General features: G+C 64.9%; 23 protein-coding genes. 7 read left to right on the forward strand and 16 right to left on the reverse strand.

Annotated elements, in window-relative coordinates:
- Nucleotides 1-3: 3 nt before the first annotated feature.
- Entirely contained in the window at nt 4-3,216 is a 3,213-nt protein-coding gene (locus V5A20_RS00150; RefSeq protein ID WP_332314348.1) for a M1 family metallopeptidase, read from the reverse strand.
- A gap of 330 nt (nt 3,217-3,546) precedes the next feature.
- Between V5A20_RS00150 and V5A20_RS00155 the strand changes: the two genes are divergently transcribed.
- The 3 genes from V5A20_RS00155 (at nt 3,547) to V5A20_RS00165 (ending at nt 5,995) form a co-directional block, all read left to right on the forward strand.
- Nucleotides 3,547-3,849, forward strand: a complete 303-nt coding sequence (locus V5A20_RS00155) for an HU family DNA-binding protein (protein ID WP_332314349.1) — start codon at nt 3,547-3,549, stop codon at nt 3,847-3,849.
- A gap of 41 nt (nt 3,850-3,890) precedes the next feature.
- Complete coding sequence (locus V5A20_RS00160; RefSeq protein WP_332314350.1) at nt 3,891-5,222, forward strand: zinc ribbon domain-containing protein; 1,332 nt, start codon at nt 3,891-3,893, stop codon at nt 5,220-5,222.
- 98 nt (nt 5,223-5,320) lie between these two features.
- On the forward strand, nt 5,321-5,995 hold the full coding sequence (locus V5A20_RS00165) for a TPM domain-containing protein (protein ID WP_332326500.1): 675 nt from the start codon (nt 5,321-5,323) through the stop codon (nt 5,993-5,995).
- A gap of 12 nt (nt 5,996-6,007) precedes the next feature.
- Here the strand turns inward: V5A20_RS00165 and V5A20_RS00170 are convergent, their stop codons facing one another.
- The 8 genes from V5A20_RS00170 to sufB form a co-directional block, all read right to left on the reverse strand.
- Nucleotides 6,008-6,424, reverse strand: a complete 417-nt coding sequence (locus V5A20_RS00170) for a VOC family protein (protein ID WP_332314352.1) — start codon at nt 6,422-6,424, stop codon at nt 6,008-6,010.
- Nucleotides 6,425-6,456: 32 nt separating this feature from the next.
- Nucleotides 6,457-8,049 carry a sigma 54-interacting transcriptional regulator gene (locus tag V5A20_RS00175; protein WP_332314353.1) on the reverse strand — a complete coding sequence of 531 codons (1,593 nt, stop codon included), beginning with the start codon at nt 8,047-8,049 and terminating at the stop codon, nt 6,457-6,459.
- Nucleotides 8,050-8,125: 76 nt separating this feature from the next.
- Nucleotides 8,126-8,536: an SUF system Fe-S cluster assembly protein gene (locus V5A20_RS00180; RefSeq protein ID WP_442978374.1), complete on the reverse strand. Its 411-nt coding sequence runs from the start codon at nt 8,534-8,536 to the stop codon at nt 8,126-8,128.
- A 187-nt stretch (nt 8,537-8,723) separates the two neighbouring features.
- A complete protein-coding gene (locus V5A20_RS00185; RefSeq protein ID WP_332314355.1) occupies nt 8,724-9,149 on the reverse strand; it encodes a SufE family protein in 426 nt (141 codons plus the stop codon).
- A gap of 71 nt (nt 9,150-9,220) precedes the next feature.
- Nucleotides 9,221-10,477 carry a cysteine desulfurase gene (locus tag V5A20_RS00190; RefSeq protein WP_332314356.1) on the reverse strand — a complete coding sequence of 419 codons (1,257 nt, stop codon included), beginning with the start codon at nt 10,475-10,477 and terminating at the stop codon, nt 9,221-9,223.
- Between the two features lie 80 nt (nt 10,478-10,557).
- Complete coding sequence (gene sufD / locus V5A20_RS00195; RefSeq protein WP_332314357.1) at nt 10,558-11,898, reverse strand: Fe-S cluster assembly protein SufD; 1,341 nt, start codon at nt 11,896-11,898, stop codon at nt 10,558-10,560.
- A 90-nt stretch (nt 11,899-11,988) separates the two neighbouring features.
- Entirely contained in the window at nt 11,989-12,762 is a 774-nt protein-coding gene (sufC, locus tag V5A20_RS00200; protein WP_332314358.1) for a Fe-S cluster assembly ATPase SufC, read from the reverse strand.
- A 150-nt stretch (nt 12,763-12,912) separates the two neighbouring features.
- Entirely contained in the window at nt 12,913-14,376 is a 1,464-nt protein-coding gene (gene sufB / locus V5A20_RS00205) for a Fe-S cluster assembly protein SufB (RefSeq protein ID WP_332314359.1), read from the reverse strand.
- A gap of 326 nt (nt 14,377-14,702) precedes the next feature.
- On the opposite strand from sufB, the gene V5A20_RS00210 reads away from it, so the two are divergent.
- Both V5A20_RS00210 and V5A20_RS00215 read left to right on the forward strand, forming a co-directional pair.
- Nucleotides 14,703-15,035, forward strand: coding sequence for a HesB/IscA family protein (locus V5A20_RS00210; protein ID WP_332314360.1), 333 nt, complete (start codon nt 14,703-14,705; stop codon nt 15,033-15,035).
- A 121-nt stretch (nt 15,036-15,156) separates the two neighbouring features.
- The gene (locus V5A20_RS00215) at nt 15,157-15,552 is read left to right on the forward strand and encodes a hypothetical protein (RefSeq protein WP_332314361.1); all 396 of its coding nucleotides are present in this window, start codon (nt 15,157-15,159) and stop codon (nt 15,550-15,552) included.
- 53 nt (nt 15,553-15,605) lie between these two features.
- Here the strand turns inward: V5A20_RS00215 and V5A20_RS00220 are convergent, their stop codons facing one another.
- The 5 genes from V5A20_RS00220 to V5A20_RS00240 form a co-directional block, all read right to left on the reverse strand.
- Nucleotides 15,606-16,109, reverse strand: coding sequence for a DUF192 domain-containing protein (locus V5A20_RS00220; RefSeq protein ID WP_332314362.1), 504 nt, complete (start codon nt 16,107-16,109; stop codon nt 15,606-15,608).
- 36 nt (nt 16,110-16,145) lie between these two features.
- The gene (locus tag V5A20_RS00225) at nt 16,146-16,625 is read right to left on the reverse strand and encodes a DUF192 domain-containing protein (protein WP_332314363.1); all 480 of its coding nucleotides are present in this window, start codon (nt 16,623-16,625) and stop codon (nt 16,146-16,148) included.
- A gap of 19 nt (nt 16,626-16,644) precedes the next feature.
- On the reverse strand, nt 16,645-17,112 hold the full coding sequence (locus V5A20_RS00230; protein WP_332326501.1) for a GNAT family N-acetyltransferase: 468 nt from the start codon (nt 17,110-17,112) through the stop codon (nt 16,645-16,647).
- 98 nt (nt 17,113-17,210) lie between these two features.
- Complete coding sequence (locus V5A20_RS00235; protein WP_332314365.1) at nt 17,211-18,323, reverse strand: coproporphyrinogen-III oxidase family protein; 1,113 nt, start codon at nt 18,321-18,323, stop codon at nt 17,211-17,213.
- A 10-nt stretch (nt 18,324-18,333) separates the two neighbouring features.
- Nucleotides 18,334-19,344 (reverse strand): hypothetical protein, encoded by a 1,011-nt coding sequence (locus V5A20_RS00240; protein WP_332314366.1) that lies wholly within the window; start codon nt 19,342-19,344, stop codon nt 18,334-18,336.
- Nucleotides 19,345-19,462: 118 nt separating this feature from the next.
- On the opposite strand from V5A20_RS00240, the gene V5A20_RS00245 reads away from it, so the two are divergent.
- On the forward strand, nt 19,463-20,641 hold the full coding sequence (locus V5A20_RS00245) for a DNA double-strand break repair nuclease NurA (RefSeq protein WP_332314367.1): 1,179 nt from the start codon (nt 19,463-19,465) through the stop codon (nt 20,639-20,641).
- A gap of 57 nt (nt 20,642-20,698) precedes the next feature.
- On the opposite strand, the gene V5A20_RS00250 is transcribed toward V5A20_RS00245, so the two are convergent.
- Nucleotides 20,699-22,486 (reverse strand): SWIM zinc finger family protein, encoded by a 1,788-nt coding sequence (locus tag V5A20_RS00250; RefSeq protein ID WP_332326502.1) that lies wholly within the window; start codon nt 22,484-22,486, stop codon nt 20,699-20,701.
- A 142-nt stretch (nt 22,487-22,628) separates the two neighbouring features.
- On the opposite strand from V5A20_RS00250, the gene V5A20_RS00255 reads away from it, so the two are divergent.
- Nucleotides 22,629-23,744: a type III polyketide synthase gene (locus V5A20_RS00255; RefSeq protein ID WP_332314369.1), complete on the forward strand. Its 1,116-nt coding sequence runs from the start codon at nt 22,629-22,631 to the stop codon at nt 23,742-23,744.
- Between the two features lie 33 nt (nt 23,745-23,777).
- Here V5A20_RS00255 and V5A20_RS00260 read toward each other — a convergent pair whose 3' ends face one another.
- Nucleotides 23,778-26,300 (reverse strand): lamin tail domain-containing protein, encoded by a 2,523-nt coding sequence (locus V5A20_RS00260; RefSeq protein WP_332326503.1) that lies wholly within the window; start codon nt 26,298-26,300, stop codon nt 23,778-23,780.
- Nucleotides 26,301-26,380 lie beyond the last annotated feature (80 nt).

Raw genomic sequence — 26,380 nt, forward strand, 5'->3', positions numbered from 1 at the left:
ATGCTACAGATCCGCCTGGATGCCGATTAGCCAGCGGAAGTCGAACTCGTCGGTGCTGCCCTCAATGAGGCCCGGGTCGCTGGCCCAGAGGGGAAACTTGGCCACCACGTCGAGCCCCTGCAGGAAATCCGACTGGGCCGTCCAGCGGTCGAGGTGGGGGATCTCGGAGATGTTGTAGCGGGCCCCAAATCCGGCGTCGGCCTTCAGGTTGTCCGCGGCAAATCCAGACAGAAACGCGCCCTCATTCCACGTCGTGCCGATGCCCGAGAAGGCGGAAAGGCGCAGGGGCGAGAGGGCGTTCACGGTGGGGAATGGGGTGCCGCCGAGCGAGAGCCGACCGGCCGTGATGTTTTCGCCACTAAGCCCGAGACGCCCGTTGGCGGCCCGGAGATACGCGACCGGGCCCGCTGGCCCGAAGCCGACCAGGTGGGCATCCGACACGGGCTGCTCGAAGGCCGCACTTGCCTGCCGATACGTGTCGCTGCGCCACTGTGCCTCTAACGAGCGTCCGCCCAACACGAAGCGCTTGTGTGGGAGCAGGCCGTCGGCCCCGAGGCCGAACTGAAGATTCGCCCGGCCCGTCAGAGCGCCCAAGTCCGCCGTCTTCTGAGCAGTCAGCGAAACGCGGGAGGCCTGGTCAAAGGGGCTGAAGCGTTCCGCTCCTCCTCGATTGCCGGTGAACCCGAGGAGCGTCCCGCCAAGCTCGGCGGAGGCGTTCAGCCGGTCGTCCCCGCTTGCGAGTGTGTAGTCGAGGCGGGCCGATACGGCGTGGGATTCTCCCCACGGATTACTCCGGACGGGAACGCAAGAGCCGACACGTTGAGGCGTCGAACAGAGGAGGCCCGCATTCCGGATCCCAAATGCTCGATCACTCGGGTTCAGTTGCTGGAGCAGGGAAAACCGGAGGCGCTCGTTCGTCTCCGCAAGCGGTGATCGGAGCGGCGTTTGAAAAGAGAGCCGATTTTCGAGCACGCCGAGATGCTTTGCGGCTGAGAGCTCAACCGTGGCGCGGGCCCCAAACGGAGTGAATGGGTGCTCGTAGCCAAGCTCGTAGTCAAGCCCGCTAAACCACGAACCCGTATCGAAACCGCGTCCAGGGCTTGAAGCATCCAGCAGCGTCGGGTCGTCCCCCCCGGAAAACAGCACCTCGGGCCAGAGGGTGACCGTGCCGCGGAGCCGACGCTCGCCCCGAAAATACTGCCCGCGCACCTGCACGCCGCCCCCAAACCCAAAGTCGTGCGCGTACCCGGCCAGCGGCCGGACGCCCAGCTCGTAGTGCGACCAGCGCGACTGGGGGGCGCGGAGCACGCGCGTCTTGAGGGGCAGAGTCGTGGCGTTGTTGAGGCGGTTCACGTCCGGCGTCTCGCCATTCGGGTCGATCACCGCCTTCTCGACACGACGATCGAGCGTCACCGACACCGTGGTTTCCGGGGCAACCCAGGGCCACGGCTCCGTCACAATCCAGTCGTCCGGCACCGGCTTGTGTCCGTGCATCGAGGCGAGGGGCACATTGAGCCACTGCGTGGAGCCGTCGGCCAGCGTGAGCTTCACGTCCTGCGGCAGGCGCAGGGCGCCCTTTCGCTCCAGGGTGAGGTCCACCGCCACGCTGTCGTCCGCTCGTTCCTGATCGAGGTCCGCGATCGCGTCGTCGACGGCACGGGTGGACTCGGTCACCTGCTGGAAATACCAGTCGAGCATGAGCCCGCTCTCCTGCTCCGCGAACAGCTCCAGGTCGAAGGGGTCGGGGTGCATGCCCTCGCGCTCGCGGAAGTAGCGCCGCAGCCACTGATCGCGCTGCGCGTCGCCGATGACGTAGCCCAGCATGTCCACCAGCATCTGTCCGCCGGGGTACGACGTGATGCCGTACGCGGTGTTGGTGGAGAACCAGTCGGCGGGGGTGCTGAACGGCTCCTCCAGTCCGAGCTGGTGCATGGTCACGACGCTCTGGCGGGCGCCGGTGTGATTCGCGGGTTGTCCCGCGAGGTGGGCCATCCCTTCCGTCGTGGCGTAGCTCGTAAAGCCCTCGTCCATCCAGGCGTAGTCGGCCTCGTTGCTGCCGAGGGCCGAGTAGTACCACATATGGGCAAACTCGTGGACCGTGGTGCCGAGGATCGACCGGTAGCTGCTCTTCTCCTCAAATTCGGGTCCGTCGTAGCTGCTGATAACCGTAAACATCGGGTACTCCATGCCGCCGTCGCCCCCCTGCGCCACGGTCATCTGCGGATACGGGTAGTCCCCGTACTCCTGGCCAAAGAACGTCGTGAGGTCCGGCATGTCGCTCCTCAAGGGGCGCCACTGCTCGGCCACCCCGGGCTTGTAGAGGATGTGGTGGGTGGTGCCGTCCGCGGTCACCTTGTCGTGAATGTAGTCGGGGTCGGCCGACCACGCGAAATTATGGACGTCTTCGGCCCGAAAGTGCCAGGTGAGCGTGTCCGCGTCTGGCAGGCCGTCCGACGGGCGCCACGTGCCGCTGCCGTCAATGTCGTAGCCGTGCCCCACCTCGTCGGGGTTCTGTAAAACGCCGGTGGCGCCAATTGTGTATTCGGCGGGGAGGGTGATCTCCACGTCAAACGTGCCGTACGGCGCGTAGTATTCGCGGTTGATGTAGTAGTTGGCGTGCCAGCCCCGCTCGTCGTACTCCGCCATCTTGGGGTACCACTGCGTCATGGTGTAATCGATGTCATCCCCGCGGCTGTCGCGTCCACTGCGGCGCGTCTGGAGGGGGACCTGCGAGCGGTAGTCCATGACGAAGGTGGTGGAGGTGCCGGGCGGTATGGGCTCGGCAAGATCCACCCGCAGAACCGTATCGTATACCTCATAGGAGACGGGTGTGCCGTCCTGCGTGAGCGAGGTCACCGTCTGCCGGCCCTGCTCGTCCGGCGTTAGGTTGAAGATGCGCGGCACCGTACGGCCATCGGGGTCGGGGAGGTGCCGGTTGCGCTCCGCCATCATCGACTGCGGCTGAAAGGCGTTGAAGTAGAGGTGGTAGTACACCGTGCGGAGCGTGTCCGGCGAGTTGTTGGTGTAGGTGAGCCGCTGACGGCCGTCAACCTGGTGCGTCTCCGGATTCAAGCGAACGTTCATGTCGTAGTCGACGTGCTGCTGCCACTGGCTTGGCGACTGGCCAAGGGCCAGGGCGGGGCTGCACAGAAGAAGAACCAGGAGTTGAATGGGGAGGCGAGCCTGCATCGAGAGAAAGTGTTGGTCCGAAGGCATATGACGGTGGCACCAATACCGACTCTATGGTTCTCTGCAGGGCCCCAAATGTTTCTCGAGACTCCCCCTGACTCAGACCCGCTTTGCGAGGGCCAGCGCCACGCCCCCAGAGGCAGGCCACCGCTGGGGCTGTGTTGGCGTCCCCGTCCGAGGCCGGGAACGGTGTGCAGGCCCTTCCCGCTCGGAGCACCCGGGCATGAATGAGAAGCCGGTTCGCGAGACGCGTTTCACGCACACCGAGATTCTCGGGGCTTTCCGAATCACGACTTCGGCGGGAGCGTTCAGACACTTCAAATTGCATGTCCCTCTTCATTCGCCCCTGGCTTCTCCATGTCCATGACGAAGGCAGACCTTATCGACCAGATTGCCGATGGAACCGGCCTTACGAAGATCGAGACACGAGCGGTCGTCGAGGGATTTATGACGGCGGTGCGCCAGGCCATGAAAGAGGGCAGGCGCATTGAGCTCCGTGAGTTCGGCGTGTTTGAGGTCCAGCACCGGGCACCGAGGACCGGGCGCAACCCTCAGACGAACGAGCCCGTCCAGATTGAGGATCGGTACAAACCGGTCTTTCAGCCCTCGGACAAGCTGAGTGAGGCCGTGGACGCGTCACACAAGTCCGAAGAGGAATAGTCCGAACGCCCTGTACTCGTAGTTGGAAGCACAACTAGATCATGCCCGACACGACTCGTCCATGTCCGTCCTGTGGCGCCCGTGTGCCGGCGTCGGCGGATCGCTGTGACCTCTGTGGGACGGCCGTAGAGGATGGGGATTCGGCAGATTCGGCGACCGACGAAGGGGGAGATGAGACCCACAGAGCCGAAGAAGAGGGAGGCGGAGATGAGCGGAAGGAGTCGGCAGAACCCAAAACGAGCTCGGCCGAGACGGACGACGAGCCGTCCGTTTTCTGCAACCAGTGCGGTTGGGAAAACCCGCCGGGGGCCCGCTACTGTAGCCAGTGCGGCGAGGCCCTCCAGGACCTTTCCTCGGCGAACTCGCCAACGGGGACGCGTCCGGTGGCCGCGGACCTGCCCACGAGTCCTTCTTCGGACGCGAGCGAGGCGGACTCCGATAGCGGCACGCCGTCCCCGTCGGAAAAGACGCAGAAGGCCATGGGCCAGCAGATTGCCCTGCTCGTTGGGGGGGCGCTGGTGCTGGTCGTCGGCCTCTTTTTTGCGACGCAGTGGAGCGCGCAGTACGAGTGGGGGGGAGAACAGGGGGCAGATGCGTCCGCGGCCTCGGCCGGGAATGAGGCCTCTTCCACCGGATCCGTTGGAGAATCGCCGCCCAGGCAATCCGGGGGAGCGAGTGGGGGGGGCGAGTTGACGGACCTCCAGACCCTCCTCGACCAGGCCGGCACGTCGTCCACCGGGGCGATGGCGGGGCAGATCGATTCGTTGGAGACCGAGATCGAACAGGCCTCTGGCGCAGACAAGCGTGCGGCCCAGGCGGAGTTGGTCAATCTTCTGATCGGCGTTGGACAGCCGGGGCGGGCGGCCGTGCTGCAAAAAGACATTGCGGCGGCCACCGGCGCAGTCGACGCCGAGCGCCGGGCTGCGGACCTCCTGTATCGATGGATGCAGCAGTTGCAAGGGGAGGGGCAGCGGCAGCAGGTCCTTGACGTGGCGCGCCACGCGGGACGGGCCTACGAGGCCGTCGTGGATCAGCGCCCGGACGACCTCGACGCCCGAACCCGGATGGGCGAGGCCTTTCTGCTTACGAACCGTCCCATGCGCGGCATTAAGGCCATCAACGCCGTGCTCGACGAGGACTCGACGTTCGTCCCGGCGCGCTTCCAGAAGGGCCTTGCGCTGCTGCAGATCAATCGGCTGGATCAGGCGACGAAAGAGTTTGAACAGGTGAAGCGGTTTTCCGAAGAAGGATCGCCTTTCGTGCGCCAGGCCGAGCAGGCCCTTAAGATCATCGAGAAGCAGCGGCAGCGATCTTCCTCGGAAGCACCGTCGCAAGGAGGGCCTGGATCCGGCGGTGCCGGTGCTCCCCAATGAAGAAAAGGCTCGTTGTGGCCTCCCGATGGTTGCCCTTCTCGTAGGACCTAGATCTCCCGGCCCTTCGCTCCCCCTCGTTCCAAATTCCGTGGTGGCTCATGGACGCAATGATTGATCGGCTCGACCAGGATCAAATCCGGGATGCGGTGGAGCGTGCCGAAGAGCGGACGGCCGGGGAAATTGTGCCCGTGGTGGTGCCGCGTAGCAGTGACTACGAGGTTGCGGTGTGGCGGGGCACTGGCGCGGCGGTCTTGCTTGTCCTCACGGCCGTCTTGCTTACGCTGCAATTTTATGACGGATGGGGCCTGGGGTGGCTCTTCGCGCCGTGGGGGGTGGCGCTTTCTGTGCTTGCAGCCGGCACCGTAGGGGGCCTCCTTGCGCGATACGTCTATCCGTTGCAGCGCCTCCTGGCCGGAACCGATCGCCTCGACGCCACAGTGCATCGCCGGGCCATGCAGGCCTTCGTGGAGGAAGAAGTCTTCGCCACGCGCGACCGAACCGGCATCCTGCTTTTCGTCTCCCTCCGAGAGCACCGGATTGAAGTGCTCGGGGATGCCGGCATCAACCAGCGAGTGGATCCCGAGGACTGGGCGGAGGTAGTGGCCCGAATCCGACGCGGGATTCGGAACGACAACCTCAGCGAGGGGCTCGTGGAGGCTGTGGAGATGTGCGGACGCCTCCTGCAACAGAAGGGCATAGACATTCGCCCCGATGACGAGAACGAACTGACCGACGGGGTGCGGACTCCAGGGGCGAAGACAGACGAAGAGTAAAGAGAGGGGAGGTTATCCCTTTTCGATTTCCAGCACCAGCCCGTCGGCATCTCGGGCAAAGAGCCGTCCCTTCACTTCTTCATAGGCGTGGTCGGCCGCGTCGAGGCGAGAGCGTAGGGAGTGCCACTCGCGAGGGGGGAGAGAAAATCCGAGGTGATGGATGCCGCCCCGCCCTGGCACCGACGGGTGCTTCATCTCTTCCATTTCGATGAGTTCCACGACGTCCTGCCCTCGGTCGTCCATCAGCAGAGCGCACCGCCGTCCGTCGCGTACGGGGTCATCCTCCACGGTGCGGAGCGAGAGCCCGATGAGATCGACGTAGAAGGAGACGGCCGTATCGAGGTCCGTGGTCATGATCGAGGCATGGTCCAACTGGACATCAACCGCGGCCGATGCCTCTGCTTTGGAAGAGGGGGGGTCGGAAGGCATGGCGAGAGCGCAATTGCGAGAGAGTGGGGCGGTCAGGAGGCGGATGCCGGCTCCGAGGTCGGGTGGAAGGCGGAGGCGTCGATGTCGAGCCGCTTCATCTTCTTGTAGAGCCCCTGTCGGGTGAGGCCGAGCACGTCCGCCGAGGCGGTCACTTGGCCGTCGCACGCCCGGAGGACCCGCTCGATGACGGCTTTTTCGGTGCGGGAGAGCACGTCGCTGAGCGTCTGGTCGGGCTCTAAAATGGCGTCCGGGGCTTCCTGTGGAGCATGCGCCGCGGTTCGCCGACGTGCACCCTCGACGATGGTGTTGAGGAGCATGTCGAGCGTGATTGTGGGGGCGGGCTCGCTCTGCACGTGCACCAGCGCCCGCTCAATCTCGTTGCGAAGCTGTCGCACGTTTCCGGGCCAGTTGTACCGGAGAAGGGCCTCCATGGCCGGCTGGGTGATGGAGACCACAGATGAGCCCTCCGGACGCATCTGGTTGAGAAAATGACGGGCGAGCAAGGGAATGTCGGGGCGCCGCTTGCGGAGAGGCGGGACGTGGACCGAAATGATGCGCAGCCGATTGCGGAGCGCGGGCCGGAACCGGTCCTCGTTGACGCGGGCGTCAAGGTCGGCCGTCGTGGTGGCGAGAAGACGGACGTCCACGGAGGGGGCATCGTCACCCGTCGGCGGAACGGTTCCTGTGTCCAAGAAATCGAGCAACGACCCTTGCAGGGAAAGAGGGAGGCCGTCAATGTCTTCGATGACAAGCGTTCCTCCATCGGCCGCCTGCACGGCCCCAGACTGAGTTGGATCGTCGTTCTCGATCCCAAACAGTTTCGCCTCCAACGACTCCCCTGCCTGTGTTGGGTCGCAAGAGACGTGTTCGATGGGGCCGTCGGCCCGAGTACTCGTTGCGTGGATCGTGCGGGCCACGAGACGCTTTCCCGCCCCATTTTCTCCAGTGATCAGGACGGGGCTGTCGCTGGGCCGAATCTTCTGGATCGTATCGGCCACGGCCTGCATCTCAGAGCTCTCGGCCACGAATCCGTCGACCACCCTTGACGGGTCGGTCGTCGTGGCGGACGGCCCCGAACGGCGTTCAGGGGCCTCCGAGGGCGAGCGATCTCGAAGAGCGTGGTATACTCGATCGGCCTGTGCATCGTGGAGGCGGTCGAGGAGGCCCGATGCGTCAGCAAGCACGCGATGCAAGAGGCCGTTTTCCTCGAGTGCGGCGTAGGCCTCGGCCCGTCCGAGGAGTGCCCAGCATCGGCCCTGCGGGTCGCAAATTGACGCAAAGAGCTCCTGGCTCTGCTTCAGCAGGTGCAGGGCCTGGGTTGCCTCCGCCGTTGTCTCGGCGATCCGCGCATGGGCCCATCCTCGCCAGAGCGCGACCTCTGCTCGTGCACAGGTGCACGCATCGGCCACTTCGTCCAGGGACGGAAGCAGGTCGAGTGCCTGCGGGGGCCGATTCCGATGGATCATCTCGACGCGTGCCATTCGTCCACGGAGCAGGATCTGCCCCGTTTCGGCGGCCGGGGCCGATACGGACTCGAGCAACGGCCCCACCATTGCGGCCACGTCCTCCGCTCGCTCGTCGGCGAGGAGGGTGTCTGCCATCGCAATGGTACGGGCGTGGGTCATCGGCGGATTTGAAACTACAAGCGTCGAGCGGGAACGAGTTCGGTGAAATTCACTCTTCCGAAGTCGTTGTGGGGAGCTACATGAAGCCGAGTTCGAGACGGGCTTCTTCGGACATCATCTGCGGGGAGAAGGGCGGCTCGAAGGTCATCTCCAGGTTTACGCTCTCGATGCCGTCGGTCTCTCGCACGGCGTCTTCGGCTTGGCCGGGCAAGACGCCCGCGGCGGGGCAGTTCGGCGCCGTGAGTGTCATCAGGACATCTGCGTGCCCGTCCGCGTCCACCTGGAGGTGGTAGATCAAGCCAAGGTCGTAGATGTTGACCGGGATCTCCGGATCGTAGATCTCGCGGAGCGACTCCACGACTCGCTGATACAGCTCGTCGTCCGGTGTGTCCTGAACGTGGTCCGGAATGGTTTCCGGAAGCTCAATCTCGGATTGTTCTTTGTCGTCGGGAATGTCGGCGGCGCCTCCGCCCCCGCCGCCGGGCATGCCGCCCATGCCACCCATTCCGCCGGGCATCGCACCTGAAGGACTCATGTTGTAATTGGAGAGTTAGGAATGTCTTGCGAGTGAAGTGGGTCGCCGCGGGGACGAGCGCCGTTGGAGAAGATGTGGTGGATGACGCGTGAGACGGAAGCCCTCACGGCATCACGCCACGCTTCTCATGCATTGCACTTTACGTCTGACGGGCGCGCTCCTGTACGGTCTCAATCATGGCCTTCAGCCCGTTATTTCGCTGCGAGCTCAGATGCTCGTGCAGGCCGATGTCATCAAGAAAGTCAAAGTCGGCGTTCGCGACGGCCTCGGGGGGCTGTTCGTTGATCACGCGAATGATGAGCGCGGCCAATCCCTTCGTGATTTTGGCGTTGCTGTCCCCCTGCACGCAGAGGGCCCGATCGTCTTCATCGAGCTCCGTCTCGATCCAGACATCCGACTGGCAGCCGTGAACGTAGTTTTCGTCGGTCTTTTTCTCCTCCTCGAGCAGGGGAATGTCGTCACCGAGCTCGATGAGGTACTCGTATCGGCTCATCCAGTCGTCGAAGAGGGAAAACTCATCGACGATCTGCTGCGCGCGGTCCGTGACTGTATCGGTAGCGGGCATGACGGCGAGAGCAGGGGGGATGGAAAGCGTTGTGTGAACAGGTGTACGGTCGTGCTGGCGGTGTGGTTGCCTCAGCCGAACATGTGCCGCACCTTCTGGAGGCCCTCGACCAGCCGGTCTACGTCTTCGTGGGTGTTGTAGGCCGCGAACGACGCGCGAATGGTGCCGGGGAGGCCGTACCGCTCCAGAAGCGGCTGCGTACAGTGATGCCCCGTGCGCACGGCGACGCCCTCACGGTCGAGCACCGTCCCGGCGTCGTACGGGTGGATGTCGTCGAAGACGAACGAAAGGACACTCGTCTTGTTGGCGGCGGTGCCCACGATCTGGGTGCCCTCAACATCCTGCACGTGCTCAGTGGCGTAGCGGAGCACATCGTCCTCGTGGGCCTGCACGGCGTCCCAGTCCAGGTCCATGATGTACTCGACGGCGGTGCCGAGCCCGACCGCGTCGGCAATGTTCGGCGTGCCGGCTTCAAACTTGTGGGGCAGCCCGTCGTAGGTCGACCCGTCGAACGACACCTGGTCGATCATGTCGCCGCCGCCCTGATAGGGCGGCATCGCCTCGAGGTGCTCACGCTTCCCGTAGAGGACGCCGATGCCGGTGGGCCCGAAGACCTTGTGCCCCGAAAACACGAAGAAGTCGGCGTCGAGCGCCTGCACGTCGACGGGCATGTGCGGCGCCGACTGCGCCCCGTCCACGACGACGGGCACCTCCTCGGCGTGGGCCACGTCGATGACGTCCGCCATCGGGTTGATGGTGCCCAGCGTGTTGGAGACGTGGCTGATGGCCATGAGCGCCGTGTCCGCGGTGAGCATCTCCGGAAGCAGGTCCATCCGCAGCTCGCCGCGGTCCGTAACGGGCAGCACCTCGATCGACGCCCCCGCCCGCTCGGCCAGCATCTGCCAGGGAACGATGTTGGAGTGGTGCTCCATCTCCGTGAGGAGGATCTCGTCGCCCTCCTCCACGACCATGCGGCCAAAGGTGGAGGAGACGAGGTTGAGCCCCTCCGTCGTGCCCCGCGTAAAGATGATCTGGTCGGGGTCTGGCGCGTTGAGGAAGCGCGCCAGCGACTTCCGGGCCGACTCGTAGGATTCCGTGGCGTCCTGGCTGAGCCGGTGGACGCCCCGGTGCACGTTGCTGTTCTCCTCGCGGTAGAAGTCATCCAGCCGCTCGATCACCGAGGTCGGCTTCTGCGAGGTAGCCGCGTTGTCGAGGTAGGCGAGGGGCGTGTCGTCGTACACGTCCTGCTCGAGTGCGGGGAAATCCGCACGGAGCGCCTCTACGTCGAACGAGGCCGTCTGGGACGTTGGGTGTGTCGTCGCGGGCATGACGGATTGGGGGAAGGTGTAGAAGGAACGTGTGGGCGTGTGATCGAGGATGCCCCTCACACGTCTTTTCCTTCACAGGCTTACTCGAAGTAGCTGCCGAAGCGGCGCCGGATCTTGTCCGTGATGTAGTTGCGGAGGCTGTCGATCCTGTATTCGCTCAGCACTTCGTCGGTGAAGGCCTGTAGCATCAAAATGTGCGCCCGGCGCTCCGAGAGGCCCCGTGAGCGGAGGTAGAAAACGCCCTCCTCATTCACCTGGCCGGTGGTCGCGCCGTGGCTGCAGACCACGTCGTCGGCGTAAATTTCAAGCTCCGGCTTCGTGTAAATGTTCGCGTCGGTGGTCAGCACAATCGTGTCGTTCTGCTGGTAGGCGTCGATCCGCTGAGACCCGCGGGTCACCAGCACCTTGCCATTGAAGACGGCGGTCGACTCGTCGTTGAGGACGTGCTTGTACAGCTCGTTGCTGTTGCAGTCCGGCTGCACGTGGTTCATCTGGGTGTGGTTGTCCACGTGCATCTCGCCCTTGCCAATGCAGAGGCCGTACAGGTTCGACTCGCAGAAGGAGCCGTTCACCTCGACCGTGGCGTTGTTGCGGACCACTTCCCCACTGAAGGTGATGGTGTTGGTCGAGTACACGCTGTCGTCTTCCTGCTGGCCAGCGCGCGTGTGGACCTGAGAGGCGTTCGGCCCCTCGTCCTGCACGAGGTAGTGTTCCAGGTTGGCCCGCTCGCCGACGAAGGCCTCGCTCACCGTGTTCGTGAACGTCTGCGCGTCGGTCAGGGAATGCTGGGCCTCGACGATCTTGGCGATCGCCCCGTCCTCGACCACGAACAGGTGGCGGGGCTGCAGGAAAAGATCCTCCGCCCCGGCCGTGACGTGGAGGAAGAAAATGGGCTTCTCGACGATCGTGCCGGAGGGCACGTACACGAAGGCGCCGTCCTGCACAAAGGCGGTGTTGAGGGCCGTGAGTGCCTCGTCCTCAAAGTCGGCGTACTGGCCGTAATGTTCTTCCACGGTGTCGGGGTGGTCCTCGCCGGCCTGGGCGAGGCTGCTGATCACGACGCCCGACGGCAGGTCGCCGATGTCGGAGAGCGACTCGTCGATGCGGCCGTTGACGAGCACGACACGGTGGGCATCCATCGCGTCGATCGTGAAAGGGGCGATGTCACTCGGCTCGAGCGAGGGGCCCTCCGGGGCCAGCGGGAGGGTGTAGGGCCGGTCGATGGTCTTTGCGATGTTCGTGTACTTCCAGGCCTCCAGGTCGTTGGTCGGAATGCCAAGCTGGGCGAAACGCTCGATGGCGTCCTCGCGCTGCTGGGCGATCGAGGCGTTCGTTCCGTTAAGGGCCTGCCCGTGGTTTACCTCAAAAGCCGAGATGAACCGGTCTTCGGGACGGACGTCGGTGTCAAGGGCGGTGGTCATGGGGACGGGGGAGATTGGAAAGACAGAAACGCGGAGAAGGGGGCAGCCGAAAAGCCCGATCGCAGGGGTGCGACCGGGACGGCGGGGCAGTTATGCCGCGGCCGCGGCGACTTCCTCGCGGATCCATTCGTAGCCGTGCTCCTCCAGCGTCTCGGCAAGGTCTTTGTCGCCGGAGCGTGCAATCTGACCGTCCATCATGACGTGTATGCGGTCGGGGACAATGTACTGCAGGATGCGCTCGTAGTGCGTGATCACGAGGAAGCCCCGATCGCCATCCCGAAGCTTGTTGACGCCGCTGGCCACGCTCTGCAGCGCGTCGATGTCGAGCCCCGAGTCGGTCTCGTCGAGGATGGCGAGGCGCGGCTCTAGCATCGCGAGTTGAAAGATCTCGTTCCGCTTCTTCTCGCCCCCAGAGAAGCCTTCGTTGACCGACCGCTTCGTCAGGTCGGCGTCGAGGTCCAGCATGTCGGCCCGCTCGCGCATCTGCTGAAGGAACTCGGTGGAGGAAAGCTCCTCCTGGCCGCGTGCCTCGCGGACGGAGTTGACGGCCTCTTTCAGAAAGTTGGTCATGCTCACGCCGGGAAGCTCCACCGGGTACTGGAAGGCAAGAAAGATGCCCTCCTCGGCGCGCTCCTCGGGCTCCAGCTCCAAGAGGTCCTCGCCGTCGTAGCGGATGCTTCCCTCTAGAACCTCGTACTCCTCGCGCCCGGCGAGGACCGAGGCGAGTGTGCTCTTGCCGGAGCCGTTGGGGCCCATAATGGCGTGGAGGTCGCCCGTGTCCAAGGTCAAGTCTACCCCATTGAGAATGCGAATGTCTTCATCTTCGACACCAACATGCAGGTTTTCAATTTCTAGAAGTGCCATGTCTTATCTGTGTGTGAGTGGTGTAGCGCGAGAAGAATATCGTCGGTCGCAAGAAGAGGCCAGGGTCTGGAGGCCGGAGCAGAAGAGACCCGGGAGCGTGAACGGAAAGGCCCCGTCGCACGCCCCCGTGGGGCTTCTGCTCTCGTGATCCTACCCAACGCTGCCTTCGAGCTCGATGTCGAGGAGCTCCTTCGCCTCCACGGCAAACTCCATCGGAAGCTCCTGGAGGACCTCCTGACAGAAGCCGTTGACGATCAGCTTGAGGGCTTCCTCCTCGCCGAGGCCGCGCTGGTGGCAGTAGAACATCTGGTCGTCTCCCACCTTCGAGGTGGTCGCCTCGTGCTCGATCTGCGCCGAGGGATTGTTGCTTTCAATGTACGGATAGGTGTGCGCCCCGCAGTCCGGCCCGAGCAGCATCGAGTCGCACTGCGAGAAGTTGCGGGCGTTGTCGGCGTTCTTGCTCACCTTCACCTGGCCGCGGTAGCTGTTGTCCGCCACGTCGGCCGAGATGCCCTTCGAGATGATGGTGCTCTTCGTGTTCTTGCCGATGTGCTGCATCTTCGTGCCCGTGTCGGCCTGCTGGTGCCCCTTGGTGAAGGCCACCGAGTAGAACTCGCCGACCGAGTCGTCGCCGGCTAGAATGACGGACGGGTATTTCTGCGTCACGGCCGAACCGGTCTCCAGCTGGGTCCAGCTGATCTTGGAATTGTCGCCCTTGCAGAGGCCCCGCTTGGTAACGAGGTTGTAGACACCGCCCTCACCGGTGTCCGGGTCGCCCGGGTACCAGTTCTGGATCGTGGAGTACTTGATCTCGGCGTCCTCGTGGGCAATGAGCTCGACGACCGCCGCGTGCAACTGGTTCTCCTTGCGCATCGGGGCGGTGCAGCCCTCCAGATAGCTCACGTAGGCGCCGGGCTCGGCAACGATCAGCGTGCGCTCAAACTGGCCGGTGCCCGCCTCGTTGATGCGGAAGTAGGTGGACAGCTCCATCGGGCAGGTCACGCCTTCCGGCACGTACACGAACGACCCGTCGCTGAAGACCGCCGAGTTGATTGCGGCGTACAGGTTGTCGGTGTACGGGATGACCGTGCCCATGTGCTGGCGCACGATCTCCGGGTGCTCCTTTGCGGCCTCGCCAAAGGACTTGAAGATCACGCCCTTCTCTTCCAGCTTCTCCTTGAACGTGGTGGCCACGGAGACGCTGTCCATCACGGCGTCGACGGCCACGCCGGTCAGGGCCTTCTGCTCCTCCAGCGGAATGCCGAGCCGCTCGAACGTTTCCAAGATCTCGTCCGGCACCTCGTCGATGCTGTCATAGCTGGCCGTCTCCTTCGGAGCGGAGAAGTAGCTAATCTCATCGAACTTGGGCGCTTCGTAGTCGAGGTGGGCCCAGTCGATGGTTTCACCCCCGTCGATTCGGTCGCGGGCGTGGCGGAACGCCTTCAGCCGCCACTCCAGAAGCCACTCCGGCTCGTCCTTGCGGTGAGAGATGTAGCGGACGACATCCTCGGTCAGGCCCTCGGGGGCCGTTTCCGCGTCGATGTCGGTGTAGAAGCCATGCTTGTAGTCCTCGCTGGCCTTTCCCTCTAGATACTCCGTCTCAGACGTGCTCATAAGCAGTCCCTTGGGGTGTCGTGCATGATCCGGTGCGGAATGTCATCGGAAACTCGGGCGGCGTATCGGACCCGAGTGTAAACCGATGTTTACGCTGTCTCTCTTGTGTCAACGTGCGGTTACAACAGGGGGGATACGGGGTCGTTCCCGCGGGCGCTCGGCCCGTTACATTTTTATAGGATGTTGGCGGTCGATGACGAGGCGCGGAAATGAGATTGACGCGATTGGGGGCGTCGGAAAGAAAAGAGGAGAGGGAGGAGAAACTTTCGATTTGGGCCTGCGGTACGGAGTAACCCGTTGACTGGTGGACTCATTTCGCTCTCGCTATGACCCTTTCGATCACGGACCGGGCCCTCGACCAGATTGAGTCGGTCGCGTCGGACGAAGAGGTAGACCTGGGCGAGACCCTCCTTCGCGTGGCGGTGGTGCCGGGCGGCTGTTCCGGGCTGACGTACGACCTCGGGTGGGAAACGACCGTCAAAGAGGACGATGAGGTGGAGGAGCACAACGGGGTCCCGGTGGTCTTCGACACAAAGACCCGGCTCTATCTCGACGGCTCGGAGCTCGACTTCACGCACGGACTCAATGGGGACGGCTTTCACTTCTCTAATCCCCAGGCCTCTCGAGAGTGCGCGTGCGGCGAGTCGTTCGGGGTGTAGAAACGGTCAGGGACCCGTTGGGCAGGCAGTGCTTCCGAGTGGTCATCTGGCACGGAGATGTGTGTAGGAACGGTGAGCCTGAACCTTCCGCCCCCCCGAGCCGACCATGCCCTCGTCTGCCATGTCCCGCCTTTTCACCGCCGTGACCATAATGTGCCTGCTCACGTGGGGCTGTTCGATCGTCGGGTCCGACGAAGCGGCCCAAGGCGTGGAGCGGATTGATTTCGCACGCTTCACGCCGGACACCACGGCGCTGCGTGGCGAATGGGAGTGGCGGCGCACGGTGTGTTGCTTTGGGGACCTTGGGGTGTCCACTCCGAGATCAACGGGGAGGACGGAGACGGTCCTCTTTACGGACCGCGACACCGTTGAGGTCTACCGCGACGAGACGCTCGAGCGACGGGCAACCTACGGCGAGTACCTTGAGGATGCGCAATGGGGCGTCCGGGCGGACACCTTTGCGATTAGTCGTGCATTTCTGGACGGCCCCGAGTCGGTGTACGTCCGGGTGGACTGACGCGCCGTCTTCCGATTCTGGGCCCGCCTTCCCTCGGGGAGACCGCCCAGGCCTCACTCCAGCCGTCGCCACCGAATGCGGTCGCCCTCCAGCAGCCCGTGGGAGTCGGCAAACCCGGCCGGCACCTCCAGTACGAACTGGGCCGGAGCGTCGGACTCATAGCGCTCATTGGAGAAGGGGGTGGTGTACTTGGCGATGTTGACGATCTGCGAGTCCGCGCCGACGAAGACGATGTCAAGCGCCACAGGCGTATTCGACATCCAGAAGCTCTGCGGCCGCTCTTCGTCGAAGGGGAAAAGCATGCCGCTTCGATCGTTGGGGAACCCCGTTCGCTGCATCATGCCGCGCTCCCGCGCCGAGTCGGTGTCGGCAATCTCGAGGTCGATGGTTACCGTTGAGTCTCCATCTTGAATGAACGCCAGGCGGCCTTCCGTGGTGAAGGGGATCGTCTCCGTTGTGTCGGCCTCGGTCGATCCGGAGGGGTCGGGGGTACCGCAGGCGAGTCCGCTCAGAAGCAGGAGTCCGGCCGAGAGCGTGAGTCCAAGTAGGCGTCGCATGAGAGAGGGGATGAGAGATGAGGGAGAGCGGGCTGGTCAGTCGGTGTGTGCCCACCGGACCCGTGTGCTGTCCGTGAGGCCGAAGCGGTCGGCAAAGCCGGCACGAACCTCGACGACGAACTTTCGGGGAGCGGCCGGCTCGATGGATTCCTCCGAGAAGGGCGTCGTCCGGCGGGCAATGTTGATGACCTGCGAGTCGGGAGCCACGAACACAATGTCGAGGGGAAGCGGGGTGTTCTTCATCCACATGCCCCCCTCGTCAACCGAGTCGAAGATAAAGAGCATGCCCCGATCATACCCCAGCGAGCGTTGTCGCATCAGCCCCTGTTTGCGTTCGGCGTCCGTATCGGCAATGTCTACACCGATCGTCCGCAGCGTATCCGCGCTCGGAGTGAGGAAGGAGAGGGAGCCTTCGACCTCAAATCCGTCCGTTGAGGTCTCGGCGCCCTCGTCCGCGCATCCAGAGAAGGGAAGCGAGCCGAGGGCCACGACCAGTAGGAGGGAGGCAAGACGCATGCGAGTGTGAGGGGGGCGATTAGAGAGCACGTTCCATATACACGGCCTCCGGAAGCGGGTTGTGATAGTACGCGTCCCGCTCTTCGAACCCAAGAGACCGGTAGAGGCGCCGCGCAGCGGTCATGGAGGCCACCGTGTCGAGGCGCATCGTGTGGTAGCCCAGGGCTCGGGCCTCCTCGATAAGTGCCGATGCCAGGGCCCGGCCGAGCCCCTGTCCCCGATGGGCCGGCCGCACGTAGAGGCGCTTCATTTCACAGACGCCCTCCTCGTCGAGCGGCTGGACGGCCACGACGCCCACGGGCGTCTCCTCCACGTCCGCCAGCAAAATGGCCCCGTTCGGCGGAGCGTACGGGCCGGGCAGGGCCCTCATCTCCGCCTCAAACTCTTGGAAGGCGAGGTCGAAGTCCAGGCCCTCGACATACGCCCGAAACAGGCGACGGGCGGCGTCCAGGTCGGCCTCGGTCTTGGCGCGGCGAATTGTTGGCATTGAGGCGACTGTGGAGAGCACCTTGGCAAACGTGCGGCGGTTCCAAGGCGGGGCCCACGGGTCTATTTCATGAGGAGCGCGAGCGGGCCCGCCATGCCTCACGTCGTACGAACCAGCCGGTGTGTGATGGCGTCGGTGAGAAGACGGCCGCGGTCCGTCAGGCGCACGCGGTCCGGGTCGTCGTGGGTCAGACCCTCGTTGCGAAGGCGCCGCAGCGTGTTGGGCCTGCGGGCTCGCAGGGCGACGTCGTATCGGTCGGCAAGGGTGTTCAGGTTCAGTCCTTCCAGCGTGCGGAGGCGGAGAAGAACGTATTCGCGGGCGAGGGCCGATGTCTCCAGCGTCTCGGTCCGAGCGACAGGGGAGTCGCCGTTTTGAAGTCGCTCTACGTACGTCGGCAGGTCCGCGACGTTCGCCCACCGCTGTGCCGTTGAGGGAGCGGCCCGAGCGGGCCACCAAAAGCTCTCCGCGCCGGGGCCGAGGCCCAGGACGGAGCCGTGAGCGTAGACGTGTTCCTGGTGGCCGGAGCGGTGGCCGGGCCGGGCGAAGTGGGTGAGCTCGTAGGGCTCGTAGCCCTTGGCCCGGAGGAAAGAGAGGGCGAAGGCCAGCTGGTCAGCGCGCTTGTCTGGGTCGCCCGTCGTCATCTCGTGGAGCGTGAGGTGGGGAATGTTTAACGTTACGGCCCGGTGCAGGCTTGCTTTCCAGGCGGCCCGCGACAGGCCGGCACCGCCGAACCGCAGGTCCACCGAGAAGTCGTCGAAGCCGGCTCGTCGGACTCGTCGGAGGGACTGCGCGAGGTCGTTCGGGGAGTGTGCCGCGCCTCCCTCGGACCGGTCTGCTCCGACGAACGAAAGGCCCTCAATGCTCAGCCGTGTGACGCCCCAGCGGCGAAGGGTTGCCAGGTACGCCGGGGACGCGTCGGCGGGATGCAGTTCGACGGTCACTTCTTCGAAGCCGGAAGGGTCAACCGCGCGCCCCAGAGCCTCCACGAGCGGACGCAGTGCCTTCGGCGGACAGAGCGACGGCCGTCCGCCACCCACATAAAGTGTTCGGAGCTCTGTATCCGTGAGAAGCGAATTGGAGTACCGGCCGATCTCCTGGGCCAGGGCGGTCGCGTAGGCGGACGCGCCGGGCGCCGGGTCACGCGTGGTGTACGCGTGGTCGTGGGGACGGGGCGCCTTCCGAAACGGCACGTGAACGTACAGGGCAGCCACGGCAAGAAGGTTACTCCGAGGAGGCGGCAAGGGGAGCCGATTCTTTCCAGCGCCGGATTTGTACGTGGTCCTTGATTACGTCAAGCGATTGGAGCACGACCGACCGGGCGAGTTGGTTCAGTCGCTGGTCGTATTTGGGACTCATCAGAGCGTCTGCCGAAACCGAAGTGACCTGTGTGATCGCCTGGTCGTTGTCGAACGAGCAGACGTCGGTCACCATCTGGTTGACGACGTTAAACACGATGTCGCTGATCGCATTTTCCAGCAATGTAGCCACGGGGCGCCCCACGCCCGGCAGTGCGGCAATGGTGCTGATCTCGCGATTCCGATCCACGGCGTCCTCGATGACCGAATCGAGGTACTCGTGGAAGTCCTCCTGCTGTTGCTCGTAGGCAACCGCCGTGGCCTCCTGCAGGCGGTGCGTCACCGCTTCAATCAGGGCCTCTCGCTGCGGCGCAATCACCTCGCGTCCGATCCGCCGGGTGACCTCCTGGCTTGTGCGAATCTCCTTCTGCAGGCCCTCAATGATCCGGACCGTCACGCGGTCGCTGATCTCCTCCAGCACAATGTCGCGGTATTTCTCGAACGTCTTGTAGAAATACGTCTCTCGGAGGTCGACGAGGCCGGTGCGCTGCAGCTTCGGAATCATGGCCACGAGCCGGAGCAGGCGGAGCGACCGCAGCGACCCGACCGGAATGCAGCCAAGCACGTCGTACCAGTGCACGAACGGGTAGAAGAACCAGCGGTGGTAGCGCTGCCGGTAGATGGCCAGGCCCCAGCGCACGAGGATTTCCACCACGAAGATCGCGACGAACGCGAGGTCGTATAGCAGAAAATGCTGGTGGATCGTCTGGTCGTACCAGGTGTATAGCGCCGGGGCGTAGTTTTGCATTTGCGTCTGGACCACCGGGCTGGCAAACCCCCAGTCCACGATCAAGAGGGTGAGGTTGGCGACGATGAGGACCATCATCGCCACGTCCACGACGAGGCCCAGGGTTTCGCGCGCTGTTCGGTCGGCCATGAGGGAAGGAAGGGGATGCATCAAACGTTGGTGGGGGGCGCCCCGCACAAAGCGGCATCCCCAATATCCGGAACGCGCGGCAGAATCTCGAAGTGACCGTATCCAATCCTTGGAAGAGATGCTTGACCTTCGACAGCTTCGAGACCAGTTGGACGAGTTTACGGAGTTCCAGGCCGACCGGACGAGCCGTCGAACCGCGCAGCGGGAACGGTGTAGGGCCCTGCTCCGCATTGGCCACGAGAACTGGAAGGCGGTGCGAGAGGCAGTGACCACGGCCCAGCCCCGTCGTTTGGTGGCGCAGATGCGCGAGCCGCCCGCCGCCGTGCACGCCCCTCCGGAGCGTCCGTCTCCCATCACGGTGGTGGCGACTGACGGCTCACAGATCTACCCGGCCCGCCACGTGGAGCCGCCCTTTTTTCTGCTGAACGTGAGCCAGGTCGCGTTTCAGTACGGCACTACAGAAGACGCGCGCCTCGACGCGGTGCCGAGACTCCACTTCCGAGAGGAAATCGACAACCGCTTTGACGCCCGGGTCGAGACAATCACGACCGAGCTGGTCTCGGCCCTCCGTGACGAATTGGAGCTGGAGCATCTTCTCAGCGCGGCGACATCGGCTCGGGTACAGGATCGTCCCCTCGTGGCTCTGGCCGACGGGACGCTCATTCGGTGGATGGTGCGCGGCATGGACCACGAGGCCCTCGAAGACGAGCTGATTGCCCGGTACACGGAGCACCTCGAAGACATCCGGGATGCAGGCCTCGCGCTGGCATCCTACGTGAGCATGCCGGCCAGCACCGAGGTCGTCAACCTGCTCCGGTTCGTGGGGGGTGACCTTGAGCCTGATCCCCCAGTTGGCCCGACCAACGTTCCGCCTGAGCCCCGGCTGGATGGTGTGCTCGACCGTCACGTGCTGGACGCGGTGCTCGCTCCGGGGGAGCGATCGGCCGTCTTCGGGTCGGCCTCGCACATTCAGGGCGAATACCCGACCGGGACGGACATCTCCTTTTTCTACGTGAAGGTGCCGGGGCCGGCCGGGGGCGAGATCGGGCGTGTAGAGGTGCCCCGATGGGTGGTCGAGACCCCAGCGCTTCTGGATCGCGTTCACGCCACGGTCCTCCAGGAATGCCGAAAAGGCGACGGCTACCCGCTCGCCCTGTCGGAGGCACATGAGCAGGCCGTGGTGCGGACGTCGGAGCGGGAGGCGTTCTTTCGCCTCATGGAACGGCGCCTCCGAACGGCCGGCCTGGGCCCGGTTGGGTCGCGCAAACGACGCTCGAAGCAACGGCCCCGCGTCTAAACGGCACACCGACGGTCGCCTCAGCCCAACGTGGGTCCATGCCTCAGGCGGGACGGCTCACAATAGCCCCGCCTGTTCAAACTCGTCACGGGCTGCCGGGAGACGATGCAACTCCTCGTCGTAGAGCGCCCCCAGCACATCGGGCCAGCGATCGGGGTCGACTCGGTCGCACAGAGCCTTCACGCGCCCGTAGAGGGCAGCCGCGGTCTGGTAGTTGTCGCGCCCTCGCGCTTCGATGAGGGCCCGACCGCGATCTGTGTAGATGTCCATGGCCGCCTCCGGATGAGGGGCCTCGGCCGCCTCGGCGACGTCGAGGGCGAGGGAGGACCGAGGGTCGGTGAGTGTGGCGTCCGGGAGGGTCTCCAGGGCCGCGTCCACATTGCGGTCGGCGAGGTGAAGCCGAGTGAGCAGGTGGCAGGCCCCCCGGCTCCGAAGGTGATCGTGAATGTCGGATTGCACCTCCGCCCAGCGGTCCAGTCGACGAGCTACGGCGCGGACCCGCTCATACGCGTCGGGGCTGCGCTGATCCCAAAAGAGGCGTCGGCTCAGGGAAAGGGCCCGCTCCAGGTCGCCGCGCTCCTCGGCCTGGTCTCGAATCCAAGACATGAACTGGGGATCGGTCCCTGCGTGGAGCCGGTCGAGGCCGAGATTGTACAGCGCCTCGGTGGCGTCGTGCTCCGCAAACGTGGGCGCAAGGCGAAAGAGCGTGCGGTCGGGGAGGGACTCTACGGCACCGAGCGCTTCTTCCATCCGGCCTCGTGACAACAGGCGCCCGACAAGGTCCTCCGTCCGTCCGGTGTCTCGGCAAAGTTGAAGGGCCGTCTCTTCGTCGAGCGAGTCGTCGAGGAGGTCCAAGAGAAAGCCGCCCAGGGCTTTGCGGGTCCGGTCTTGGGACCAGGGCCCAGATGATCCGAGGACGATCACGCGGCGGCCGTCTGCGGGGCCGTCCATCTCGGGCAGACGAGCGCGCACCCATTCGGAAATCTGCTGTCGCTCCGCGGGCCGGGAGGCGTTCAAGAGAATCCTTTTGGCAGCGTCGCCGAGGCCGTTCCCGCCGAGGTCAAGGTCCGTCACGTATGCTTCGAAGAGGGTCCGGAGAATTTCTTCGCGGAGATCAGGGGCATCCATGTCCGCGAGTGCGTCTCCGAGCCGCTCGGTGCAGGCCCGGATGAGATCGGCCAGGCGCTCGTTGTCGCCCGGGATCTTCAGGTAGTGCTCACAGCCGATCTCGGTGAATAGCCGATAGGCCGTCACTGCGTCGTCTTGCCGCCCCTGTCTGGCCAGGTCGTCCCCCAAGCTCAGGTACGGCTGCACATTATCTACGACGTTTGTCGTCGAGTGCGCACCGTAGTCGTGGCTCGGGGCGGCGGCCTGGAAGGCCGCTTCGATGTCCCTTCGCAACCGGTCGGGATCGAGAGGGGCGTCGGCCTGAGCGGACGCGGTGACGAGCCGTTCGAGGTCCGGGTGTCGATCGACCATCCGCAAGAGAAGATCCACGAGCTGCCCTTTCGGTCGCTGATGGAGGGTCTCTTCCAGGGAGGCCTGCGTGGAGAATGCCTCGGCCGACTCAACCCAGGTAAGCAGCAGGGCCACGACGTGCTTGCAGTACCCGCCCCCGCCCATCGGGCAGGAGCACTCCGCGTCCAAAATCCCTTCTGCGTCCAGCGTGGCTTCGACATGGTAGGGCTGGGGCTGAGAGCCCCGACACTCGGCTTTGAGGGTATTTCCCACCCGCCGAGGATGCTGGATGCGATCTTGCTGGAAGTAAGTGTCTCCCCGATCAAAGAATCGCTGCTCGGTCCAGTTGCGAACGTCGCCGCGGGAGAGAGCGGGAAGGTCGGACATGAGGCGCGGTCGGAGTGCAAATAGACGGGCTGAACGGCGGAGAAACCAGCCGTGACGCGATGGGGCCAACTCCCACGCGGGTTACGCGTTCGGGGAAATTGTACCTGCGTCTTCCGCCCTCTCCCGACCGCCCAGCGTCCCCATGCATACTGTCATCGAGTCGATTGCGACCGGCAACCCATCCCTCCGTGAGCCCCAGCCAGAAGCCGCGGAGTTCATGCAACGGATCGAGCGCCTGCCCGAGCCGCTCCGGGCCCGCCTGCCGGCGCTCTATGAGCAATCGGCCATCGACTACCGATACTCGTGTGTGGACGACTACGGGGAGGATGATCCAGAGGCGTTTACCTTCTTTCCGGAGAACTGGTCGCTCGACCCGGCCCCCTCCACGAAGGAGCGCAACGAAAAGTACCGAGAGGCGGCCATTCCGCTGGCCGAAGACGTCGCAGGCCGGGCCCTCGACGCGGCCGATGCAGGGGCGGATGACATCACGCACGTGGTGGCCGTGAGTTGTACCGGCTTCTTTGCCCCGGGGCTCGACATTGAGCTTGTAAAGCGGCTGGGCCTGCCCGCGGACACCGAGCGTACCTTTATCGGCTTCATGGGATGCTACGCGGCTTTTAACGCGCTTCGGGTGGCCCACAGCTTTTGCCAGAGCCAGTCCGACGCCCGGGTGCTGGTCGTATGTGCGGAGTTATGCACGCTCCACTTCCAGATCGACGACACCCTGGAAAGCGTCGTCGTCAACTCCCTGTTCTCGGACGGCGCGGCGGCCACGGTGCTCTCTGCACGGACGGACCGGGAGGCCCGCGGCCGGATGACCTACGTCGACGGCCAGAGTCGCCTGGACGACGACTCGATGGAGGACATGACCTGGGCGATTGGCAATACGGGCTTCCTGATGGGACTCTCGTCGCGGGTCCCGGATGTGATTGCCGACCACCTGCCGGGCTACGTCGATGGGCTTCTGGGCGCCAACAACCGGGGGCCGGCAGACCTGGACTTCTGGGCCGTTCATCCGGGGGGGCGGGCCGTCGTGGAGCGGGCGCAGGACGTCCTCGGCCTCGCCCCAAGCGACGTGCAGCCGAGCCTAGAGGTCCTTCGGCGCTACGGCAACATGAGCTCCCCGACCATTCTGTTCGTCCTGAAGCGCATCTTTGAGCAGGCCGACCGGGGGGACGGCGCCCCGCCCGATCAGGGGGTGGCCATGGCCTTCGGGCCGGGCCTCACGATCGAAGGGGCGCTTTTCGAGCGCGCATAGCGCCGGTTGGGGATGAGAGCGACCGGCTGTGAGTCAGTTCAGGGGGCGGGCCACCACAACCGTCTCTTTGAGTTCAGTGGTGGTGCCGCCCTCGGCCTGTACGGCTTCCAGCAGGACCACGTAGGGGCCGACGCGTACCCGATCGCCCGCATCGTCGCGCCCGTTCCACACCAGTTCGTCACTGCGGCCCGAGAGCCGTGCCTGTTCGAGGGTGCGCACGCGGCGGCCTCGGGCATCGAAAATCCGGACCCGGACAAGGCTCGGGCGGCCGGACAGGGTGTATTGGATGCGGGTGGCTCCGTCCCGCTCAACGGAGAAGGGACTGGGGCGGATGTCGACCCCGGGGGCGTCGGGCGCGTCGTCTGGGGGGGCTAGCGACACGTCGTTCGGGGCCCCCGGTGTGCCGCCCGCAGGCGCCGTACTGCTCGTCCAGTTGTCGGTCCCACGAGCCTCGGCGGTCGGGCTGATGCGTTCCAGTGCAGTGCCTGTCGGGTCCGCAAGGCCGGCGGTGTGCCAGTCTGGTGTGTAGGAGACATCTGCAACGACGGCGTTGTCGCGGCGGTGCACCCGAACGCGGTCGCCGTCGTTCCGAAGGCCCAGCGTGGAGCCACGCCGGGGAAGGTAGCGCACCGAGTCCGACCTCAGCGGTGCGTTGGGAAAGGCGGCGGCCAACTGAGACGATTGGGGAGAGGCGGCGCCTTCCGGGGCGGCCGCCACGATGGCGAATCCACCGGGCGCGAGCCGCTGTCGCTGTCCGACCCGGAGCGTATCCGCCGTGCCGTTCTCAGTGGGCCGGTCGGTCAGCATAAGTCCGTTGAGGGTCAGGGGATGGTCGGCGAGACTTCGAAGCTCTACGTATTCGACCTGGTTGGGCCGATTGTCAAAGTCGTCGGCCAACGGATCAAACATGAGCTCATTGATGACCAAGGTGCCGGGGCGGGGACGCCGGGCGAAGGGGAGAGAGGCCCGGTTGAGCCGATTGCCCACCCGGTCGCGCACATCGGTGACGACGATGGCCTCGGCCATCGGGGCCTCCGCGAGCGACAGGCGCACGACGCTGTCGGCCCGAACGTGGGTGTCCACGACCGTGGATCCATCGAGCTGGAACGCCTCCGGCCGGATGCTCACGGCCCGAATCGGCTCATTGAAGGTGACCGTGGCGGTCAGGGAATCTACCTGTTCGGCAAATGTGGGGTGCGGGGGCACCGTGTCGGGCGCGTAGCGACTGTTCTGCGCGCCGGGCGTTGCCCCGTTTGGGGCGGTCGACGAGGCGAAATTCGAGGCGTCGTCCGAAGGGCCGCGCGGGTCGATCCGCTCCAGTGACCGGCCGTCGCGACCCCCCCATGATGGGGCAAAGGGCACGGCGTCGATCTCGGTGTCGGAGGGGGCGTGACGCAGGATGACCGTGTCCCCGCCGTTGTTGAGGGCGTCCCACCCTTCCGGAGCAATGAACTCCACACCGGGATGGGCGTCAGTGAACGCGTCCTCGTCCCGCACGAGCACGACATACTGGCCGGGGCGGAACGGCGTTAGCGGCGGGGCGGCCGGGGCAAAGTCTCGGGCCTCGTCGGCGTAGCGGAAGGCGCCCAGGTCGAGGGTCTTGTCTGAGCGGTTGTACAATTCGATAAACTCGTTCGACGCGGGCGAGGGGGCGTACAGGAGTTCGGAGACCACCACGTCGCCGGGGACCGGGGTGTCAGGGATGACATAGGAGAACGAGACGGTGTCTTCGTCCTGCACGTTGCCGCGCGGATCGGCGACCCCGGTCGCAACGAGAACGTACTCGCCGGTGGAGAGGGAGTCCGACAACGCGCAATGAACCTGCGTCGGAACGTCGTCGTCGACTTGCGTTGCGACAATGGAGGGAGTCCCGACCGAGTCGAACTGGAACGCGCTGGGGGCGACGGTGGTGGGGGCTACGGGTTCGGAAAAGACCACCGTCAGCGAGTCTCCCCGTTGAGTGGGAGTGGCACGGGCGAGGGATGGTGGGGTCTCGTCCGGGGCGTACACGCTGTTTTGGGCACCGGGGGTCGCACCAGACGGAGCCTCCGATGACGCAAAATTCTTCTCGGTGCCGGACGGCCCTCCCGGGTCGATCCGTTCCAGGGATTGGCCGTTGCTTCCTCCCCACGACGGGTCGTACGGCACAGAATCGAGGGGCGTACCGGAGGGGGCATGGCGGAGATAGACCGTGTCGCCCCCGTTGTTGAGGGTCGGCCATCCACCCGGCGCCAGGAAGGGGGCGGCTGGGAAGGCGGCCGTGAAGGCCTCTGGATCGCGCACCAGCACGACGTAAGCCCCGCCCCCGAGCGTGGTGTCAGCAGTCGTCACCGGCTCGTACGACCGGTTGGCGTCCGCGAAGGCGAGGTCGTCGAGCGCAACGGGGGCACCGGTCCGATTGTAGAGCTCCACAAACTCATTCGTAGAGGGCGACGGGGCGTACAGGATCTCGTTGATCACCACGTCGCCGGGCGCCGGCTGGGCAGGGACGGATCGGGGGCTGAGGAGGGTTCCGAGCCCCAAGAGGATGGCGGTGCCCCAGAGAAGCGGACGCATGGATCCACGGGGAGCCAGACCAGAAGAAAAGCGTCCTCTTTGAGAGGTTTGAATCCAACCTAACAAAAGGGTGGGCGCTG

The organism is Salinibacter sp., from assembly GCF_036626415.1.
Classification (GTDB): Bacteria; Bacteroidota; Rhodothermia; order Rhodothermales; family Salinibacteraceae; genus Salinibacter.